The sequence below is a fragment of the Simiduia sp. 21SJ11W-1 genome (assembly GCF_024138675.1).
Classification (GTDB): Bacteria; Pseudomonadota; Gammaproteobacteria; order Pseudomonadales; family Cellvibrionaceae; genus Simiduia.
Genome location: NZ_CP090959.1, coordinates 2,448,039 through 2,467,256, shown reverse-complemented (window position 1 = coordinate 2,467,256; position 19,218 = coordinate 2,448,039). Strand labels below are relative to the sequence as shown.

Sequence of the window (19,218 nt, the reverse complement as noted above, 5' to 3'; positions counted from 1 at the left end):
TATTTGGCGCAGCTACTGATGGTTAAGTGGCATTTAAGCGCCCGGTTCGCCGCGGACGTCGCAGCCAGGGGCGAGGCTTGATGGCGGTTTGTGTTGCGCGCCTGTACCGAGCCGGGTTTGGGGGGCGCTAACTTTGCCTACACTGAAGGCTCTGCAACCGTTAAAGGGCCTGATGTATGTCTATGTGTAAAGCCGCCGTATTTATTGCCACCAGCCTCGATGGCTTTATTGCCAGGCCCAACGGCGATCTGGATTGGTTGCCCGCTGCCAATGAGCGCGAAGATATGGGCTATGCAGACTTCATTAACAGCGTAGACGTGCTGGTGATGGGCCGGCACACCTTTGAAAAGGTGCTCGAATTCGGCGATTGGCCCTACCAGCTGCCCGTGCGGGTGTTGAGCCGGCGTGGCGTGCAGGTGCCTCAGGCCTTGGAAAATGTCTCGGTTATGAGTGGCGAGCCGCAGTTGTTACTTGAAGCGCTGGCCGCCGAAGGCTTCAAGCACGCCTATGTGGATGGCGGAGAAACCATTCAGGCATTTTTGGCCGATGGCTTGATAGAGCGCCTGATTGTGACCCACGTACCGGTATTGATTGGCAGCGGCCTGCGTCTGTTTGGCCCCTTGCCAGGCCAGGCGCCCACTGTGCGCTGGCGTCACCAAAAAACCTTAAGCTGGTCTAACGGCTTGGTGCAAAGCCACTATGCATTTATAAGTTAGCGGCAAGGCTTTGGTTGCTTGTGGGTTGCTGCCTACTGGCGGTGTAGTGTCCTTGACCTCTTGGCCCTGAATTTAAATGATTGCAACGCGAGCGGGCTCGCGTTTTTTATGGCCGGGTGTTTTCACACTTTATGATCAATCAGCAAGTTAAGAAAATGGCCGCTATTCGCGAGCATCTGATTGTGAGGGCAGAATAAATTTTTGTCCGGATTTTTCATCTCGTATAAAAAAGGCAGCCAAAAGGCTGCCAATGTGCGGAACTGAAAAAACGATTACCTTTAAAAAAGGTGAGGGTGGCGGTTGCCCGCCGGTTAGAATTCCATTTCAGGTACCACGTCTGGAACCACCAGCTCACCGGCGGTGAGTTTGATGATTTCATCAACGCTCACTCCCGGAGCGCGTTCTTTAAGCCAGAACTTGTTGTCGGCAATTTCGATGTAGGCTAAATCGGTTACCACTTTTTTGATGCAGCCTGCGCCAGTCAGCGGCAGGCTGCAGGATTTTAGCAATTTGGATTCGCCGTGTTTGCTGGCGTGCGTCATGGTGACGATGATGTTGTCGGCACCGGCCACCAGATCCATGGCGCCGCCCATGCCTTTAACCAGTTTGCCGGGAATCATCCAGCTGGCAATGTTGCCCTGTACATCCACTTCAAAGGCGCCGAGCACAGTGAGGTCTACGTGGCCGCCGCGAATCATGGCAAAAGATTCGGCACTGTTAAAAATAGAGGCACCCTTGATGGTGGTCACTGTTTGCTTGCCGGCGTTAATCAGGTCTGCATCCAGTTCGGCCTCGGTGGGGAAGGGCCCCATACCCAGCAGGCCATTTTCTGATTGCAGCATCACCTCTATGCCTTCGGGCACGTAGTTGGCTACCAGCGTAGGAATGCCAATACCCAGATTTACGTAGTAGCCATCTTGCAGTTCACGGGCTACGCGCTGCGCGAGTTGTTCACGAGTTAAAGCCATGTTGGTTCTCCTTAAGCGCTGCGTACGGTGCGTTGTTCAATGCGTTTTTCAAAGGTGCCTTTGATCACGCGATCAACGTAGATGCCGGGGGTATGTATGTGGGCCGGGTCTAGCTCGCCGGGCTCAACAATTTCCTCTACTTCAACTACGGTAATTTTGCCGGCGGTGGCGGCCATGGGGTTGAAGTTTTGTGCGGTGTGGCGAAACACCAGGTTGCCGTAGCGATCAGCCTTCCAGGCTTTTACGATGGCGAAATCGCCCGTGATAGATTCTTCCAGAATATATTTGCGGCCATTGAATTCACGCACCTCTTTGCCTTCACCCACGGGGGTGCCGTAGCCGGTGGCGGTGTAAAACGCAGGAATGCCCGCGCCGCCTGCGCGCATTTTTTCGGCCAGTGTGCCCTGGGGGGTAAGCTCTACTTCCAGTTCGCCTGCCAATAGTTGTTTTTCAAACAGGGCGTTCTCACCCACATAGGAAGACACCATTTTTTTGATTTGGCGATCTTCCAGCAAAATGCCCAGGCCAAAGCCGTCTACGCCGCAATTATTCGACACCACCGTTAAATCTTTCACGCCGGCTTTTTTAATTTGGGCAATCAGGTTTTCGGGAATGCCACACAGCCCAAAGCCGCCGGCGATAATGGTCATGCCATCTTCCAACCCGGCCATGGCCGCTTCGTAAGACTGCACCACTTTGTTAAATCCGCTCATGTAAAACTCCTGTGTTATGTGCCTTGTGGAGTGAGTGTAGACGGCACCCAGCGCCTACTGGGGCGGTGGGAGTGTTGTATTGGGCAAGGATGCAGGGTTAAGATATATTTATCCAGTTTAAAATATTTACACATTGTTAAAAAAATTAAATTAATGGGCGGGTGAATACCACAGTGAATGTCTCCCTCAAACAATGGCGTGCCTTTTTGGCTGTGGCGCAAACCCAAAGCTTTGCCGAGGCGGCTTCGCTTGTGCATATGAGCCAGCCGGCGCTCAGCATTGCCATGAAAAACCTGGAGGCAGAGCTGGGCGGGCAGCTGTTTGCGCGCTCTACCCGGGCTGTGGCGCTAACGCCGGAAGGTGCAGAACTGCTACCCCAGGTACAGCGGCTGCTGGCCGATTGGGATAACGTGATGGCAGATGCCCATCAACGCTTTTCTCTCAAGCGCGGGCGGCTGGCTATCGCCGCTATGCCATCCTTTGCCAGCACGGCGTTACCGGCGGTGTTGCAGGCTTTTAGAAGCCGTTTCTCGGAAATTTCCATTACCGTGCAAGAGGTGATTGCCGAGCAACTGCTTGAGCAAGTTCAGGAGGGGCGCATTGAGTTGGGGGTTTCCTTCGACCCCGGCAACCAGCCAGATGTAGCCTTTACCCCGTTATTCAGTGATCATTTTGTGGCGGTATTTCCCGCAGGGCATGCGCTTGCACAGGCGGGCACCGGGCCTTTGGACTGGGCACAATTGTGCAGCTACCCCTTTGTGGGCCTGCAGCGGCCCTCAAGCCTGCGCGCGCTGATTGATCGGCATCTATCGGCCCAGGCCTTGAGTTTGAATGTGGTGCTGGAGGCCAACCAACTGGCCACGGTGGGCCGGATGGTTGCCACGGGCCTGGGTGTGAGTGCGGTGCCCAAGTTGTGTGAGCCGCAAATGCATGAGCTGGGGCTAAGCTGCCGGGCGCTGGTGGCACCGGATATCGAGCGGCAGGTGGGCGTACTGACCCACGGGCGCAGGCCGCTCTCGAAGGCGGCAAGCGCCATGATTGATGAGCTAAAACGCCACTACGCCGAGCGCTAGTGGGGGTATATAGAAGTGAGGGAATCCATGTCTGCCAATATTTTCGATGTATTTTTGCCGCAACTGGCGGCCCCCGCCGAGCGCCCGTTGCTCACCTTGGGCTGCGGCACCCAGTGGTCGCGTAAGCAGGTGCTAGAGGCAAGCGGGCGGTTGGCCAACTTTCTGGTGGGGCAGGGCCTGCAACCGGGCGACAGAGTAACGGTGCAAATAGACAAGGGCCCGCTGGGTTTGTGCTTGTATTTGGCCTGCCTACGCGCGGGGCTGGTGTACCACCCGTTAAATACCGGTTATCAGCCTGGCGAGCTTGAATACTTTTTGGAAAATGCCGAGCCGCGCGCGGTTATTTGTTCGGCCACCTACGAAAGTGCCCTGGCGCCCTTGTGCGAGCGGCTGGGTATTGGCCTGCGCTGGACCCTCAACAGCGATGATTCCGGCAGCTTGGCTGAGGCCAGTGGTGGGTGTGAAGCCGAGTTTGCCACCGTTGCACGGGCGCCTGATGAGCTGGCGGCACTGTTATATTCTTCGGGCACCACCGGGCGCCCGAAGGGCATTATGTTGTCGCACGGCAATATGGCCGCCAGTGCGCGCGCACTGCACGCGGCCTGGGCCTTCAGCGAGCAAGATACCCTATTGCACATGTTGCCGGTGTTCCATGTGCACGGGCTGTTTGTGGCGATTCACTGCGTGCTTATGAGCGGGGCGCAGATGATCTACCTGCCAAAATTTGAGGCCCGGGAAGCGCTGGCCTGGCTGCCCAAGGCCACCGTGATGATGGGCGTGCCCACCTTTTATACGCGCCTGTTGAGTGCGGGCATCAGCGCAGGGCATTGCCCCAAGGTGCGGGTGTTTATTTCCGGATCTGCGCCACTGTTGGCCGATACCTTCGCAGACTTTGAAGCCGCCACCGGGCACCGCATTCTCGAGCGCTACGGCATGACCGAAACCAATATGAATACCTCCAACCCCCTTGACGGTGAGCGTAGGCCAGGCACCGTGGGCCAGGCGTTGCCGGGCGTACAGGTGCGCGTGGTGGGCAGCCACAACCGGCCCCTTGCAAGCGGCGAGGTGGGCGATATACAAGTGGCCGGGGCCAACGTATTTCAAGGCTATTGGCGCATGCCGGAAAAAACCGCGGAAGATTTCACCCGTGATGGCTTTTTCAACACAGGCGATAAGGGCATGCTCTCGCCCGATGGCTATTTATCGATCATCGGGCGCGCCAAAGATCTGATTATCACCGGCGGCTTAAATGTGTACCCCAAAGAAATCGAACTATTGATTGATGAGCAGCCCGATGTGGTAGAAAGTGCTGTGATTGGCGTGCCACACCCGGATTTCGGTGAAGCCGTGGTGGCGGTGGTGGTGGGCAAGGCCGACCCTGCCGCGCTTAAGGCTGCAATGGCGCCATTGCTTGCCAAGTTCAAACAGCCCAAACGCTACATCAATGTGGATGAATTGCCGCGCAATACCATGGGCAAAGTGCAAAAAGCGGCCCTGCGCAGCCGCTACCAAGGCTTATTCCAATCATAATGTTTGAAATGGCCTAATCTATAATTCTGTAATTAATGATTTTATTGAACATTCCCCTTTGGCAGTCTCACGGCAATCGTGGGCTTATTGAATGAATTGAGGAAAATCGCCATGCTGAAACTGAACAATCCGTCGCTGTTGCGCGGCCAGTCTTACATCAACGGCCAGTGGGTCGAGAGTGACAGTGGCGAATCCGTACCCGTATTGAACCCTGCCAACGGCGAAACAATTATCGACATTGCCAGCTGTGGTGTGGATGAAACCCGCCGCGCCATCGATGCCGCCGAAGCCGCAATGCCGGCTTGGGCGGCCAAGAGTGCAAAAGAGCGCGCGAGCCTGCTGCGCACCTGGTACAACCTGATTTTGGAAAATATCGACGATCTGGCGCTCATTCTCACCGCAGAACAAGGCAAGCCTTTAGCCGAATCGCGCGGTGAAATCGTGTATGGCGCCAATTACATCGAATGGTTTGCCGAAGAGGGCAAGCGGGTGTACGGCGATATCATTCCCGCGCCCGCAGGCGACAAGCGCATTGTGGTTATCAAGCAGCCCGTTGGTGTGGTGGCCTCCATTACGCCCTGGAACTTCCCCAATGCCATGATTACCCGCAAGGCCGCGCCAGCGTTGGCCGCCGGTTGTACCTTTGTGGGCAAGCCTGCCACTGAAACGCCGCTCTCTGCTATTGCCCTGGCGGTATTGGCCGAAGAGGCCGGAATTCCCGCGGGTGTGTTTAACATGGTGTGCGGTAAAAGCTCGCGCGCCATTGGCGGTGAAATGACCAGCAACCCGAAAGTGCGCAAGCTTACCTTCACAGGCTCCACACCCGTGGGCAAAGTGTTGATGGAGCAGTGTGCTGCCACCGTGAAGAAAACCTCCATGGAGCTTGGCGGCAATGCGCCGTTTATTGTGTTTGACGACGCAGACCTGGACGCCGCCGTTAAGGGTGCTGTGGCCTCCAAGTACCGCAACGCAGGCCAAACCTGTGTGTGCTCTAACCGCATGCTGGTGCAAGAGGGCGTGTACGATGCCTTCACTGAAAAACTCGCCCAGGCCGTAAAAGAATTAAAAATGGGCGATGGCCAGCAAGCGGGTACCACGCTCGGCCCGATGATTAACAACAAGGCCGCCAACGATGTAAAAGCCATGGTAGATGAAGCCGTTGGCAAAGGTGCCAAGGTGGCGCTTGGCGGCAACATATCAAGCATGGGTGCCTGCTTTTTTGAACCCACCATTCTCACTAACGTGTCTGACGACATGCGCGTTTTCCGTGAAGAAATTTTTGGCCCGGTTGCGCCCGTGTTCAAGTTTAAAGATGAGGCCGAAGCCATCAAAATGGCCAACGATACCGAGTTCGGTTTGGCCGCCTATTTTTACTCGCGCGATATCGGGCGTATTTGGCGGGTGGGTGAAGCGCTGGAGTACGGCATTGTGGGTATTAACGAAGGCATTATCTCCAACGAAATGGCGCCCTTTGGCGGCGTAAAAGAATCCGGCTCCGGCCGCGAAGGCTCCAAGTACGGAATGGATGATTACCTTGAAATCAAATACATGTGCATTGGCGGCATAGACAAATAGCCGCTGCTTTAAAAGGCTCCTTCGGGAGCCTTTTTTGTGTGGGTTTGGGGTGTAACAAGGAGCGCGTGATGCAGCAGTGGTGTTACCGGTGGCTAATGGCCTGTGGGCTGGGCCATGGCTTGTTGGGGCTTGGGTTTATCGGGTTTATGGCCTCGCCTGCCTCGGCACATTATGTTGCCGAGTGGGCGCTGCGTTTCGAAACGGGTGTGAATACCCAGGCCACAGTGGCGGCACTGCAATTTCTTGGCCCCACCATTGCCAGCTGGGGGTTGATGTTTTGTACGGCTTTGCAGGGTTACTGGCTAATACGCGCCTCAATATTGTGGGTAGGTATGATTTTGGCCATTGGCGTGTGGCTGGTGTTCGATACGGGCCTCTCTGCCTGGTATGGGCTCACAAGCCATTACGTGATTAATGCATTTGCCGCACTGGTGTTATTGCTGCCACTGTGGCAATTGAGGCAAAAAATCCCAAGCTCGCACACCGGGTGAGCTGATTTCGCCGTTAGCCAAAAAGCGTTTATTACGAGGGTGTGGCACGCGGGTTGTGTACTCTTAAGCCGATGGGTTGCAAATTCGCGCTTGTGCAGGGTTCGTCTAAACTCATACATGGTTGTATGAATGTTTAATCTAACCCAATGGACTCGCGATGACAGGCCCAACAGATTACCAGGTGCTTTCCTGTGCGCAATGCCTAGGGGGGCAAGCCCTGGGTTTCGATTTTTCCATGGCGTTCCAGCCAATTATTGATGCCAAACACCAGACGGTGTTTGCCTATGAAGCGCTTGCACGCGGCCTGGGTGGCGAGCCTGCCGGTGAGGTGTTTAAACACGTTAACGCCGATAACCTTTACCGGTTCGATCAAGCTTGCCGCGTAAAAGCCATTCGCCTTGCAGCGGCACTTGGCATGAAAACAAAGCTCAGTATCAACTTTATGCCCAACGCGGTGTATCGCCCCGAGCTATGTATTCGCACTACGCTTGCCGCCGCCAAAACCTATAACTTCCCCCTGGAGCAAATCATTTTTGAAATCACAGAAGCCGAACAGATAAAAGACAGATCCCACTTGCACAACATCGTGAAGCACTACAGCGAGCAAGGATTTTTAACGGCCCTTGATGATTTTGGCGCAGGCTATGCAGGCCTGAATTTGCTGGCAGACATGCAAACCGACATCATCAAGCTGGATATGGATTTAATTCGAAATGTCCATACAGACATCAAGCGCCAAACCATTGTGCGCGCAATTAATGATGTGTGTGAGGAGTTTGGGTCTGCAGTGGTGGCAGAGGGGGTTGAAACCGAAGGTGAATTCCAGTTTTTGGCAGGCTTGGGGATTCAGCTTTACCAGGGTTACTTGTTTGCCAAGCCTGCCTTTGAAACTTTGCCCGACGTTCACTGGCCCGCCTGGCCTCACTAGCGCAGCCCGCTTTTTGTGCTGCTTTTTCTACTCATAGGCGCGATAGCTTACATCTACAATGTAATAGGTTTTCAACTGCTCACCCAGGGTTGCGGTAATTTCATCGTCTAGGCGCTTGCCGAGCATGGCGCGCGCGAGGGGTGAATCCATACTGAGCTTGCCGGCGCTCACATCAAACTCATCTGGCCCCACAATCTGGTAGCAGCTTTCGTTGCCGTGTTCGTCTTCAAGTGTGACGTAGGCGCCGAAAAAAACCTTTTCTTTGTCATCGGGTAGGCGATCCACAATGGTGAGTTCATCCAGCCGCTTGGTGAGAAAGCGTACGCGGCTGTCGATTTCCCGCAGCCTGCGCTTGCCATAGATGTAGTCACCATTTTCAGAGCGGTCGCCGTTTTTGGCGGCCTCATGTACCACTTGAGTCACCTGCGGGCGCTCAATTTTCCACAGCTGCGTGAGTTCATCTTTTAACGCCTTGGCGCCAGCCGGAGTGATGTAGGCCGAACCTCGGCGGCGAGGTGGTCGCCAGCGTCCCATAAGTTGCTCTCTTGGTGTTGCGGTTTGGCAGCGCGTGCCTGCCTTGCGCGCCATTTTGCCACGGGCTGCAGGCCGTTACATGCCGTAATCAACAACATGCCCCGGCTTCGCCGCCGGCGGTTTGGGTGTCATAGGGCAGGGCGGTGCCGCAGCCATCGAATATGCCGTAGTGGGTATCCCAGTTGCCGATGAATTCGAAGTGCGGCTTGAAGCGGGTATCGGCGAGCATACGCCAGGTATTGCCACACACTGGGAACACTTTGCCCGTAGGTAGGTGATGGTGTTTGTCAAGGCTAAAGCTGTGCGGTTGTTCGGCTATGGTGCCTTTGTAAATAACTGCCTGGCCGTAGTCTTCACAGAAGGGTTCAAGCTCGGGCAATTTGAACAGCCGGTAGGTGGCCGAGAAAAACCGGATGTTGCCGCACTTATTTTTCAGTGCCGGGTTTTCAATGGTGATGGGCGCATCTTTTACTAAGCGCGGGTCTAGAAAGCCGCAAGCTTTGGCGGTGTTGTGAAAATCGTTCCAATAAAAAGCGCCCGATAAGCACTCGCCATACAACACCGGATCTTTTGCGAGTGCCGTGGGAATGCGCCGGTCGGCATACACATCCGAGAAATACATTTCACCGCCGGGTTTGAGCAGCCGATAGGCTTGCTGAAGTACGCGGGCTTTATCTTCACACAAATTGATCACGCAATTTGAAACGATCACATCGATGCTGTTGTCGGGTATGTCGAGCTTGTCTAAATGCTCAAGCTCGCCCTGCAAAAAGCTGACATTGGCTTTTTTGAAGCCGAATTTTTCGCGGTGGTAATCGATGTGCGCGCGGGCAACGGCCAACTGCTGCTCGGTCATGTCGACGCCAATCACGCGGCCCTGTTCGCCCACCAGCGCAGAGAGCGCGTAGCAGTCGAGGCCGGCGCCGGAACCTAAATCTAGTACGGTAGTGCCATTTATGTGCTCGGGCACAATCAGCCCGCAGCCGTAGTAGCGTGCGTGCACCTCCGGGTGAATGGCGGCGAGAATGGGTTTTAAATATTCCGGTGGCATTTCACCGGTGCAGCAGGCGTTGGTTTGCAAATCTTCAGACTTTTGCAGCGTTTCGCCGTAATACGTTTTCACATCTTCGCGCATGGGGCTACCTGATTGGGGCTGGATGATCAGTGGTAATCTGGGTGTTGTTGGCCGTTGCATTGCGTATTCATGTAGCACTTTCTGCTCAGGGTGCGTAATTTGGTAACGGCTTTTTTCGAAATTTCACATATAGCAGTTTGGTCTAACAAATACTAAAGGTTGCATTGTGGGCTTTTTTGACCCAATCGTTCAATAGAGGCGTGTCGTCTCGATCATCTGAAGGGGCGGCTACAACCATAAGCTGGGTAGCGGTGAGTGGTACAGCAACGCAAGCCCAATACTAATGATAATAAATGAGGTGAGTTAAATGTTACTTAAACCTTTAGCAGCAGCTATTTGTACACTTGGCCTGGTCTCTGCAGTGCAGGCCGGCGACGATCAACGTTACATTGTTAAATTCAAAGACGGCAAAGGCAAGGCTGCAGCCGTGCTGGCCGAGAAAATGGGCGGCAAGAAAAAGGCAGACCTGGCGAACCACGGTGCCTTTGCTGCAGTGTTGCCGGCCGCGGCCATGAAGGGCCTGCAAAACAGCGGCTTGATTGAGTATATCGAAGAAGACGTAAAGCGTTACCCGTTGGCTCAAACCACCCCTTACGGCATCCCCATGGTGCAGGCCGACCAGCTTAGCGATATGCAGGCGGGCAATCGCACTGTGTGTATTATCGATTCCGGTTACGACATCAGCCACCCGGATTTAGCCAGTAACATGGTAACCGGCCATAACGACCCGGCCGGCGCAGGCAATTGGTATGAAGATCAAAACCACCACGGTACCCACGTGGCTGGCACCATTGCGGCACTGAACAACAACGAAGGTGTGGTGGGTGTGCTGCCCAATGGCGCCATTAAGCTGCACATCGTCAAGGTGTTTGATGCAGCCGGCTGGGCCTACTCCTCCTCACTGATTGATGCCGTGAGCAAGTGTGAGGCAGCCGGTGCCAATGTAATTAACATGAGCCTTGGCGGTTCCCGTGCATCGCGCACGGAAGAGCGCGGTTTTGACCAGTCTAACGCCCGGGGTGTGCTGAATATTGCCGCGGCCGGTAACGATGGCAATACCCGCCACTCTTACCCTGCCTCTTATAGCTCTGTGGTGTCTGTAGCCGCCATTGATGAAAACAAGGTAGTGGCCGATTTCTCCCAGCAGACCGATCAAGTTGAAATGGCCGCTCCCGGTGTGGCCGTGTTGTCTTCCGTGCCTGATCAAGCAGGCTCGGAAGCCGGCGCCACTGTTGCCGGTGTGAGCTACGAAGCCCTTGGCATGGATGGCTCGCCCGAAGGCAACGTGAGTGGCACCTTGATGGATTGCGGTATTGGCAATACACCCTGCGCCGGTGCTACAGGCAAGGTGTGCTTGATTGAACGTGGTTCAATCAGCTTTGCTGAGAAAGTGCAGGCCTGTGAAGCAGGCGGCGGTGCTGCTGCCATCATTTACAACAATGAGCCAGGTGTGCTGAGCGGCACCTTGGGTGAAACCCTAACCTCCATTCCTTCTGTGGGCGTATCAGACACAGACGGCGCAGCCATGAAAGCAAGTGTTGGCAGCAACAGCAGCGTCATTGTTGCCGCGAGCGACTACGCCAAATACGACGGCACTTCAATGGCTACACCGCACGTGGCGGGTGTGGCGGCATTGGTGTGGAGTTACCACACCAGCTGCACCAATAGCCAGATTCGCGCTGCCATGAATGCAACCGCTGAAGATCTGGGAGCGGCCGGGCGCGATAACGCCTACGGTTATGGCCTGATTCAGGCAAAAGCCGCGAAAGACTACCTGGACACCTACGGCTGTGCAGGAAATGGCGGTGGCGACAATGGTGGCGGTGACAACGGCGGCGGCACCTGCAAAGGTGGCCCCAAAAAGTGCGGCTAACCAAGCGCGCTTAATAGTGTTTACTGCGGGGGCTTCGGCCCCCGTTTTTTGTCATAGAGTGTTCATTAAACTGCCCAAAAAGTGTCATCAAGCTCGCCTATGGTATCTCTCATCACCCTATGGATGAGAACACCATGATCAATATTGAGCAGTCTGTTGTTAACCGTATGCCCTGGCTTGATGCACAACCTAAATTGGTAACGCAGCCCGCCTTCGGTTTGCTGCGCAAACTTGTGCACGAGGAGGAGATCAACGCCTTTTTGGCCGAACATCAGGCACTAAAAAACTTCAGCTTTATTGATAAGGTATTCGACTACTTCAATTTCAGCTACAGCCTTTCGGCCAAAAGCCGCGCCAATATTCCGGCTGAGGGCCGTGTGGTGATTGTGGCTAATCATCCGGTAGGCTCGCTCGACGGCTTGGCGCTATTGCGCGCGGTGGGCGAGATTCGCCGCGATGTAAAAATAGTCGCCAATGATCTACTCACAAGCTTCACCCAAATTGAAGACCTGCTATTGCCCTTGGATAACCTTGGGCGCGCCTCGTTTCGGAAAAGCTACAAAGCCGTTGTACAGGCGCTTGAGGCAGAATGTGCGGTAATTGTGTTTCCTGCAGGGGAAGTATCGCGTGCAAGCCCCCTGGGCATTCGTGACGGCCGCTGGCAAACGGGGTTTTTGCACTTTATTCGCAAAACCAAAGCCAGTTTGCTGCCGGTGCATATAGAGGCGAAAAACTCGGCACTGTTTTATAGCCTTTCCATGCTTTATAAGCCATTAAGTACCTTGTGGCTTGCCCGTGAAATGTTCAATAAAAATCACACGGATATTCACTTTACCGTGGGCGATCCGATTTCTGTGCGGGTGCTTGACAGTGTGCAAGTGGCCGATCGCCACTTGGCCCAGCGTATAAAAAAATACCTCTACAAAATGGGGCGCGGCAAATCCAAAGGGTTCGTAACAGAGAAAACCATCGCTCACCCGGAGCCTGCCACCGAGGTCAAGCGCCAACTTGAACAGGCGCAGCGGCTCGGCAATACCCGTGACGATAAGGCCATATACCTTTGTGACTATGAGGAAGATAGCCCCTTGATGCGCGAGCTTGGGCGCCTCAGGGAAAAAACTTTTCGCAAAGTGGGCGAGGGCACCGGTTCACGCCGTGATCTGGATGGGTACGACAGAGTCTATCAACACCTGGTGCTTTGGGATAACACGCGCTACACCATTGCCGGTGCCTATCGGCTGGGCAATTGCAAAACCATTATGCAAACCCAAGGCCTGCACGGGCTCTACACAAGCGAGTTGTTTAATTATCAGCCTGCCGCGCTGCCACTTCTGGCCCAGGCCGTGGAGTTGGGCCGCAGTTTCGTGGCGCCCGATTACTGGGGCAAAAACAGCCTGGATTATTTATGGCAGGGTTTGGGCGCCTTGTTACAGCATCGCCCGGATGTCCGGTATTTAGTGGGGCCAGTATCCATGAGCGCAGACATTGAAAAACCCCTGCGCGATCGCTTGGTGCACCACTACCAATCCTTTCACGCAAGCCCCCAAACCCTTGCCATAAGCAAGGCACCCTTTGTACTGGAGCCGCATATTCAAGAAGCGCTGGATCTTGAAATGGGTGAGTGCGATAGAGAGACAAGCTTCAGGCGCTTGCAGGCGGCCTTTGCCAGTGCCAATTGCAAAATGCCGGTACTGTTTAAGCAATATGCGGCACTGTTTGAAGAGGGCGGTTTTACATTAATGGATTTCGGAGTGGATAGAGAGTTCGGCCACTGTGTAGATGGCTTGTTCATAGCAGACCTCACGCGCCTTAAAGCTGCGAAACGAAAGCGTTACCTTGGCGGGCAATGACTGGTTGCCGCACCCTTGGGAGCCTTTGGCTCCTTTTTTTTCACATGAATTTTTCAGCGCTTTGTAATCACAAAGAATTAAGCATATAAAAAAATGTTTTTATTCGCGTGTTTTGTGGTTTTGGTACACAAAATACGGCTCCAACGTTTGTTGATTAACCTGTGTAGTATGCGTCACTGAGGTTCCCGGCCCCTAAGATGCGCAGCCACTGAAATATCTCGCTTTCAATCCAAACAATGTTACGGCGTGCCTTGGGCGTTGGTATTACACCTGCCTTAAATAAACGCTAAACCGTGGTTGTACGCAGATCTTGCTGCTATTGGATTCATAGGGATTTTTAATATTTTTTTTCAAACCGTGGCTATAGCGGTGGCGTAATGGGCAGTAGCTGTTCGGCGATGTATGGCTGAATATCTTTAACTGCAATGAGGATGCGCTAATGAAACTTTCACAGTTGTGCTTAATCGCAGGTCTTTCCCTGACACTGACAGCCTGCCCCTTTGATGACGACGATGACGACGACAGCCCAGAGCCGGTAGTAGTGGTGCCCGCTGAAACCCAGGTGCGTGTCTTTCATGCATCGCCCGATGCCCCTGCGGTGAATATTTTGGTGGACGATACCGAGGTGGCCACCTCGCTGGATTATGCAGCCAGCACCGGTTTTTTAACCTTGGATGAAGGCACCTACAGCATCGCTGTGGATGGCATTCTGCCTACTGATACCACAACCGTTATCGGCCCTGTTGATTTAACCTTTGACGCAGATACCCGCTATGACGTGATTGCGGTCAATAGCGTTGCGAACATCGAATCGCTGTTAGTTACCGATACCGGCAGCCTGTCGGACAGCGCGCTGGTGCGTGTGCGGGTAGCACATCTGGCAGCCGAGGCGCCCGAGGTCAACGTGTTTGTAACTGACCCCATGGCAGACATTACCGGCGCAGACCCGCTCGGCACCTTTGAGTTTAAAGGCGTACTGGGCCCGGTGGAAGTTGACGCCGGTGACTACCGCATTCGGGTTACCACAACCGACGACACACTGGTATTCGATTCCGGCACCGTCACACTTGCCGCCGGCCAAGACTTGCTGATCGGCGCCATTCCCACTACCCGGGAGGGTGATGCCCCAATCAAGCTCGCCGTGCTGGATGGTGCGGATGTTGCGGTGGTGCACGATCAAAGTGATGGCGCCAACGTGCGAGTGGTGCACAATTCTGCAGACGCGCCGGCAGTCGATGTGATTTTAAACGACGCCGCAATGCCTGCCATTGAGGATCTCGCCTTCCCTGATTTTGTGGGTTATGTGAACCTGGCCGCCGGCGACTACGATATTGCCGTGAACGCCGCTAATACCACCACCACAGTGATAGACGCCCCAGGCGTGGCGCTCGCCAATGGTGGCTCTTACACCATTATTGCCCTCAACGAGCTGGCCGCCATCGAGCCTCTGGTACTGGTGGATAACGAGCGCCGGGTGGCAACCGAGGCCAAGGTACGTTTGATACACGGCTCAACCCTGGCCGGTAATGTGGATATTTATGTAGTGGGTGAAGCGGCAGACATTACCAGTGCCACGCCCAATTTCAGCGATATTCCATTCAAGGCTGAAACCGGCTACGTAAGCCTTGATGCGGGTACCTATGATGTGGTGATTACCCCCACCGGTGCGCCAACCAGTGAGGCCATTCGCGCCACCCTAATGCTGGAGGCCGGTGGTATCTACACCGCCATTGCCCGTGATGGTGCAGGCCTTACTACTCCTTTGGGCGTTATTGGCCTGGATGACCTCGCCCCTTAACAAGTGGCGCCCTGGCGCCTGAGTTGTCTCCCTAGTTGCCGCGGCCTGTGCCGCGGCTTTTTTGGTTGATGAATAACCGGTATTTATCACCTGCACCTGAAATTGGTCTGATCTTTGAATATAACTTGTTTGAATATCTCGCAACCGCGTTAGATAAAGAGGTGAAGGGTGATAAAAATGGCAAAGTTAAGGCAAGTTCTCGGTTTGGTTACTGTGTTGAGCCTCACGGGCGTACCCGCGGCAAAAGCAGGCATGTCCGAGGCTGATGCCAAGGCGTTGGCGGCAGATCTGCTATTGATCAAGTTCGAGGTGGGTATAGAACATTGTGCTAATCTTGGCGCCAAAAATATGCAAAAACTCTACGATGCCTACAGATCTCTGCAAGGATTACGTGCAGATTTTGCACCTCAGTCAACTAATGCCAATGTGGTGAATGCCCGGGCGAGTTATAAAACCGGGTTGTCTGCCTTGCCTGCGCCAGACATGACAGAGGCAGACCACATTGCCGTGTTGTGCGATCGCACCTTGGAAAAGATGCAGGGCTTTACGCCTGAATATTTTACGCGCATGGTAGATAAATCGGCGCGCAGCTATCAGCAGTTGTTCGCGCAGGGCAGCTAGGTTTTTTTGTAGCCTGTCTGCTGAAAAAGCTGCACCAAAAAAGCGCTTGTTTATTGCTGTTGCGCTCCCTTGGTGCAGCCTTGTGGGTGTGTGTCATCTTGTCGGTGGTTGATACGCCTTCAAGCTGGCCATTGGTAGCCGTCAAACTGCGCGCGTAAATCTTTCTTGCTCACCTTGCCGGTGGCGGTGTGTGGCAGTTCTGTGACCAGCTCGCAGGCCTCCGGTATCCACCACTTGGCCACCTTGCCTTCGAAGTGCGCAAGCAGCGTTTTTGTATCTATTTTTTTATCGGGCTTGGGCACCACAACCAGCAGTGGGCGCTCGGTCCATTTAGGGTGGTTCACACCAATGACTGCTGCCTCGGCAACATCCGGATGGGTCATGGCGCAGTTTTCCAGCTCGATGGATGAAATCCACTCGCCGCCGGATTTGATCACATCTTTGGTGCGATCGGTAATGTTCATGTAGCCCTCTGGATCCATGCTGGCCACATCGCCGGTTTCAAACCAACCGTCGGCATCACAGGCGTCTTGCTCGGCTTTGAAGTAGCGCTGAATTACCCAGGGGCCGCGCACTTTGACTGCACCCGCGGCTTTGCCATCCCAAGGCAGCTCGTTGTTTTTATCGTCTACGATTTTTAATTCAACGCCGTAGGCCGGCCGCCCTTGTTTTAGCCTAACCCGGGTTTTGTCTTCTTCTGGCCACCCGAGCATGTGTGGCTTTAAGGTGTTGTAAGTGCCAAGCGGGCTCATTTCTGTCATGCCCCAGGCGTGATGTACTTCCACACCGTGCCGCTCGCGGAAATTATCGAAAATTGGCTGTGGGCAAGCGGCACCGCCGGTAACCACACGGGTGAGCGAAGGAATGCTCGCCTGGTGTTGTTCCAGGTAGTTCAACAGCGCCAGCCACACGGTTGGTACGCCGGCGGAAATGGTTACTTGTTCGCGATTAATCAGCGCACAAAGCGTTTCGCCGTCTCCCATTTTGGGGCCGGGCATCACAAGCTTTGCGCCAATCATCGGTACGGTATACACAAGCCCCCAACCGTTGACGTGAAACATCGGCACAATAGGAAGCACCACATCGCGCACAGAAATACCGAACACATCGGGCATGGCAGTGGCGTAGGTGTGTAACACGGTGCTGCGGTGGGAGTAGAGTACGCCCTTGGGGTTGCCGGTGGTGCCGGAGGTGTAACACAGCGCGCTGGCGGCGTTTTCGTCAAGTTCGGGCCAGTCGAAGGTATTGGCCTCATCGGCAATAAGGCTTTCATAACATAGCAAATTTTCCAGGCTGCTTGCTGCAGGCATCTTGGCCTGGGAGGTAAGTACAATGTAGCCTTTTACCTTCGGTAAGCTTGGCGCCAGCTTTTCCAGCAGCGGTACAAACAACACATCAATAAATACATACTTGTCTTCAGCGTGATTGATGATGTAGTTGAGTTGTTCGGGAAACAGCCGCGGGTTGATGGTGTGGCACACCATGCCCGAGCAGGAAATGGCGTAATACAACTCCAGGTGGCGGTAGTCATTCCACGCGAGTGTGCCAATCACATCGCCTTGCTTGACACCGAGTTTCTTCAGCGCGTTTGCCAGCTGCCTCACCCGCTTGAACGCATCTTTATAGGTGTAGCGGTGGGCGGGGTTGTCGGCGGTTACGCTGACAATTTCACTGGATGCATAAACCCGCTCAGCAAACTGCATGATGCTGGTGGTGGTGAGTGGAGTATTCATCATTTGGCCAAGCATTAAATCACCTCTCGCTATTATTGTGTGGCTCGCTTTTGGCCTGCATCCGCAGGTTTTTTTAGGTTAAGAAAAGCGGCCTTGGTGTGGTGTTAAATTGGCGACGCTAAGGGTGTTGGCAGCTCTTGGCCGCCAACATGTTTCACCGTGATTTTGTATTTCTGTTCTAACTTACCGCCGCTCTTTGCCCTTGGCAATAGTGCTGTAGTTGCCGATTGGCTATTCAACAATTTTAATCCATTCACCCGGTGTGGGCTCACCGCGCGGGTAGTCGCCATTTAACAGACGAAGTTGGTCTGCGCCATTCGGGCCGAGCCGCCCGTGATTTGCAAGTGCCTCATAGCGGGTGTTTTCGTTGGCAATGACATAGCGAATGCGTTTCGATGTGCCTTTGGGGGGCACTTGGGCCGGCTGGAAGGTGTTGATCATTCCCATGAAGTCGGCATCGTCTTGCTCGTTGGTTACGGTACCACTGAACTGGTAGGCGCGATTGCCTTGAAACAGCACCGCCACTCGCCGGCCAGGCTTGCCCGCTTCGGCGGGTGCGAGGCCCGTGTGGCCAATCAGGCCAAATTGTTTGAGCGGTTCAGACTGCTGCAACAAACCGATATTGAGCTCATCGCGCAAATAGGCGCTGGGTTCCATGGGCACGCGCAACATGGCGATACCAAGCTCAAGTTGCGTGTGCTTATCTTCGGGTACCGCCACCAATTTACTGCGCTGGTTTTCAACCTTCCAGCCTGCCGGGTGCACAAAGGTAAAGCCCAGTTTGCGATGAATGTAGCGGTTTTCCTGGCCGGGCATGGCCATGTCGTAGTTAATGCCTACCACCATACCGTTGGTGGCCATGCGAAACTCTTTGGTATTGAGCTGGCCATCTGCATCTTTTGGCAGCGTGCCGGCGGTGGCAATAACTTCTTGCAGGCGCTGATCATTGCGTGGGTGGGTTGAAAAAACACCGTGATAGCTTTTGGGCTTTTGACCGGCCTCTTTGGCGCGATAGCGCGCGTAGCGCTCTTGATCTTTCAGTACCCCAATTACATCAATCATGGCGTTCGGGTCGTACTTGGCGCGGTATAAATATTTGGCCCCAAAGCTGTCTGCCTCAAGTTCCATGTCGCGTCCGTAGCCCGAGACTGCCGCGCTCGTCCAGAGGTCTGCTGCATCTGCCGCTACCATGCTGCCGGTGGTAATGACGGTGGCCACAGAAACCGCGCTGGCGCCTTTGCGGGCCGCATCCTGTCGCACCGTGTGGCGTGCGGTTACGTGGGCAATTTCGTGGGCAATAACCGCGGCCAACTGGGCTTCATTGCTCAGGTAGCCAATTAATCCGCGGTTGATGTAAATGTAGCCGCCGGGCAGGGCAAAGGCGTTGATATCCGGGCTGTCTATGATGGTAAAGGTGTAGGGGATGTCCGGGCGATCACTCACTTTCACGAGTTTTTGGCCGATGTTATTCACGTATTCGGTGAGTTTTTCATCTTGATACACAGGTGTTGAGGCAATTATTTTTTCATGCAGCTCTTTGCCTTTTTTGATTTCGCTTTCTTCGCTCATGAATACGAAATCGGGCGTGCCGGTGGCGGGGTTGACAGCACAGGCGCCCAACAGCGCGCAGGTTATGGCAATTGCACTCAGGGCGAACGCCTTAAGAAGGTTCATGGTGCG

General features: G+C 54.3%; 16 protein-coding genes. 10 read left to right on the top strand and 6 right to left on the bottom strand.

Going from position 1 to position 19,218, the window contains the following annotated elements:
- Nucleotides 1–176 precede the first annotated feature (176 nt).
- Complete coding sequence (locus L1F30_RS10905) at nucleotides 177–716, top strand: dihydrofolate reductase family protein (RefSeq protein ID WP_253356111.1); 540 nt, start codon at nucleotides 177–179, stop codon at nucleotides 714–716.
- Nucleotides 717–1,027: 311 nt separating this feature from the next.
- Here the strand turns inward: L1F30_RS10905 and L1F30_RS10900 are convergent, their stop codons facing one another.
- Together L1F30_RS10900 and L1F30_RS10895 are read right to left on the bottom strand one after the other, a co-directional pair.
- Nucleotides 1,028–1,684 carry a CoA transferase subunit B gene (locus tag L1F30_RS10900; RefSeq protein ID WP_253356110.1) on the bottom strand — a complete coding sequence of 219 codons (657 nt, stop codon included), beginning with the start codon at nucleotides 1,682–1,684 and terminating at the stop codon, nucleotides 1,028–1,030.
- A gap of 11 nt (nucleotides 1,685–1,695) precedes the next feature.
- Entirely contained in the window at nucleotides 1,696–2,397 is a 702-nt protein-coding gene (locus L1F30_RS10895) for a CoA transferase subunit A (RefSeq protein ID WP_253356109.1), read from the bottom strand.
- A 173-nt stretch (nucleotides 2,398–2,570) separates the two neighbouring features.
- Between L1F30_RS10895 and L1F30_RS10890 the strand changes: the two genes are divergently transcribed.
- The 5 genes from L1F30_RS10890 to L1F30_RS10870 all read left to right on the top strand — a co-directional run bounded on the left by L1F30_RS10890 (nucleotide 2,571) and on the right by L1F30_RS10870 (nucleotide 7,994).
- Nucleotides 2,571–3,470 (top strand): LysR family transcriptional regulator, encoded by a 900-nt coding sequence (locus tag L1F30_RS10890; RefSeq protein ID WP_253356108.1) that lies wholly within the window; start codon nucleotides 2,571–2,573, stop codon nucleotides 3,468–3,470.
- Between the two features lie 27 nt (nucleotides 3,471–3,497).
- Complete coding sequence (locus L1F30_RS10885) at nucleotides 3,498–5,000, top strand: AMP-binding protein (protein WP_253356107.1); 1,503 nt, start codon at nucleotides 3,498–3,500, stop codon at nucleotides 4,998–5,000.
- 111 nt (nucleotides 5,001–5,111) lie between these two features.
- Nucleotides 5,112–6,575: an NAD-dependent succinate-semialdehyde dehydrogenase gene (locus L1F30_RS10880; RefSeq protein ID WP_253356106.1), complete on the top strand. Its 1,464-nt coding sequence runs from the start codon at nucleotides 5,112–5,114 to the stop codon at nucleotides 6,573–6,575.
- A 68-nt stretch (nucleotides 6,576–6,643) separates the two neighbouring features.
- The gene (locus L1F30_RS10875; RefSeq protein WP_253356105.1) at nucleotides 6,644–7,066 is read left to right on the top strand and encodes a hypothetical protein; all 423 of its coding nucleotides are present in this window, start codon (nucleotides 6,644–6,646) and stop codon (nucleotides 7,064–7,066) included.
- 157 nt (nucleotides 7,067–7,223) lie between these two features.
- Nucleotides 7,224–7,994: an EAL domain-containing protein gene (locus L1F30_RS10870; RefSeq protein ID WP_253356104.1), complete on the top strand. Its 771-nt coding sequence runs from the start codon at nucleotides 7,224–7,226 to the stop codon at nucleotides 7,992–7,994.
- Nucleotides 7,995–8,021: 27 nt separating this feature from the next.
- Here the strand turns inward: L1F30_RS10870 and greB are convergent, their stop codons facing one another.
- Together greB and L1F30_RS10860 are read right to left on the bottom strand one after the other, a co-directional pair.
- The gene (gene greB, locus L1F30_RS10865) at nucleotides 8,022–8,528 is read right to left on the bottom strand and encodes a transcription elongation factor GreB (protein WP_253356103.1); all 507 of its coding nucleotides are present in this window, start codon (nucleotides 8,526–8,528) and stop codon (nucleotides 8,022–8,024) included.
- An 88-nt stretch (nucleotides 8,529–8,616) separates the two neighbouring features.
- Nucleotides 8,617–9,663 carry a methyltransferase domain-containing protein gene (locus L1F30_RS10860; RefSeq protein WP_253356102.1) on the bottom strand — a complete coding sequence of 349 codons (1,047 nt, stop codon included), beginning with the start codon at nucleotides 9,661–9,663 and terminating at the stop codon, nucleotides 8,617–8,619.
- 307 nt (nucleotides 9,664–9,970) lie between these two features.
- Here L1F30_RS10860 and L1F30_RS17575 point away from each other — a divergent pair, with 307 nt between their 5' ends.
- The 4 genes from L1F30_RS17575 to L1F30_RS10835 all read left to right on the top strand — a co-directional run bounded on the left by L1F30_RS17575 (nucleotide 9,971) and on the right by L1F30_RS10835 (nucleotide 15,805).
- Nucleotides 9,971–11,536 (top strand): S8 family serine peptidase, encoded by a 1,566-nt coding sequence (locus L1F30_RS17575; RefSeq protein WP_305879905.1) that lies wholly within the window; start codon nucleotides 9,971–9,973, stop codon nucleotides 11,534–11,536.
- A gap of 134 nt (nucleotides 11,537–11,670) precedes the next feature.
- The gene (locus L1F30_RS10845; RefSeq protein ID WP_253356101.1) at nucleotides 11,671–13,386 is read left to right on the top strand and encodes a lysophospholipid acyltransferase family protein; all 1,716 of its coding nucleotides are present in this window, start codon (nucleotides 11,671–11,673) and stop codon (nucleotides 13,384–13,386) included.
- 439 nt (nucleotides 13,387–13,825) lie between these two features.
- A complete protein-coding gene (locus L1F30_RS10840) occupies nucleotides 13,826–15,184 on the top strand; it encodes a DUF4397 domain-containing protein (RefSeq protein WP_253356100.1) in 1,359 nt (452 codons plus the stop codon).
- Between the two features lie 177 nt (nucleotides 15,185–15,361).
- Entirely contained in the window at nucleotides 15,362–15,805 is a 444-nt protein-coding gene (locus tag L1F30_RS10835) for a hypothetical protein (protein WP_253356099.1), read from the top strand.
- Nucleotides 15,806–15,924: 119 nt separating this feature from the next.
- Here L1F30_RS10835 and L1F30_RS10830 read toward each other — a convergent pair whose 3' ends face one another.
- Both L1F30_RS10830 and L1F30_RS10825 read right to left on the bottom strand, forming a co-directional pair.
- Nucleotides 15,925–17,553: a 3-(methylthio)propionyl-CoA ligase gene (locus L1F30_RS10830; RefSeq protein ID WP_253356098.1), complete on the bottom strand. Its 1,629-nt coding sequence runs from the start codon at nucleotides 17,551–17,553 to the stop codon at nucleotides 15,925–15,927.
- A 216-nt stretch (nucleotides 17,554–17,769) separates the two neighbouring features.
- A complete protein-coding gene (locus L1F30_RS10825) occupies nucleotides 17,770–19,212 on the bottom strand; it encodes a M48 family metalloprotease (protein ID WP_253356097.1) in 1,443 nt (480 codons plus the stop codon).
- Between the last annotated feature and the right edge of the window lie 6 nt (nucleotides 19,213–19,218).

Coding starts and splice junctions, on each gene's coding strand:
- greB (WP_253356103.1), bottom strand. CDS start 8,528: ATGGGACGCTGGCGACCACCTCGCCGCCGAGGTTCGGCCTACATCACT.
- L1F30_RS10900 (WP_253356110.1), bottom strand. CDS start 1,684: ATGGCTTTAACTCGTGAACAACTCGCGCAGCGCGTAGCCCGTGAACTG.
- L1F30_RS10860 (WP_253356102.1), bottom strand. CDS start 9,663: ATGCGCGAAGATGTGAAAACGTATTACGGCGAAACGCTGCAAAAGTCT.
- L1F30_RS10840 (WP_253356100.1), top strand. CDS start 13,826: ATGAAACTTTCACAGTTGTGCTTAATCGCAGGTCTTTCCCTGACACTG.
- L1F30_RS10885 (WP_253356107.1), top strand. CDS start 3,498: ATGTCTGCCAATATTTTCGATGTATTTTTGCCGCAACTGGCGGCCCCC.
- L1F30_RS10895 (WP_253356109.1), bottom strand. CDS start 2,397: ATGAGCGGATTTAACAAAGTGGTGCAGTCTTACGAAGCGGCCATGGCC.
- L1F30_RS10825 (WP_253356097.1), bottom strand. CDS start 19,212: ATGAACCTTCTTAAGGCGTTCGCCCTGAGTGCAATTGCCATAACCTGC.
- L1F30_RS10870 (WP_253356104.1), top strand. CDS start 7,224: ATGACAGGCCCAACAGATTACCAGGTGCTTTCCTGTGCGCAATGCCTA.
- L1F30_RS10830 (WP_253356098.1), bottom strand. CDS start 17,553: ATGCTTGGCCAAATGATGAATACTCCACTCACCACCACCAGCATCATG.
- L1F30_RS10875 (WP_253356105.1), top strand. CDS start 6,644: ATGCAGCAGTGGTGTTACCGGTGGCTAATGGCCTGTGGGCTGGGCCAT.
- L1F30_RS10835 (WP_253356099.1), top strand. CDS start 15,362: ATGGCAAAGTTAAGGCAAGTTCTCGGTTTGGTTACTGTGTTGAGCCTC.
- L1F30_RS17575 (WP_305879905.1), top strand. CDS start 9,971: ATGTTACTTAAACCTTTAGCAGCAGCTATTTGTACACTTGGCCTGGTC.
- L1F30_RS10905 (WP_253356111.1), top strand. CDS start 177: ATGTCTATGTGTAAAGCCGCCGTATTTATTGCCACCAGCCTCGATGGC.
- L1F30_RS10845 (WP_253356101.1), top strand. CDS start 11,671: ATGATCAATATTGAGCAGTCTGTTGTTAACCGTATGCCCTGGCTTGAT.
- L1F30_RS10880 (WP_253356106.1), top strand. CDS start 5,112: ATGCTGAAACTGAACAATCCGTCGCTGTTGCGCGGCCAGTCTTACATC.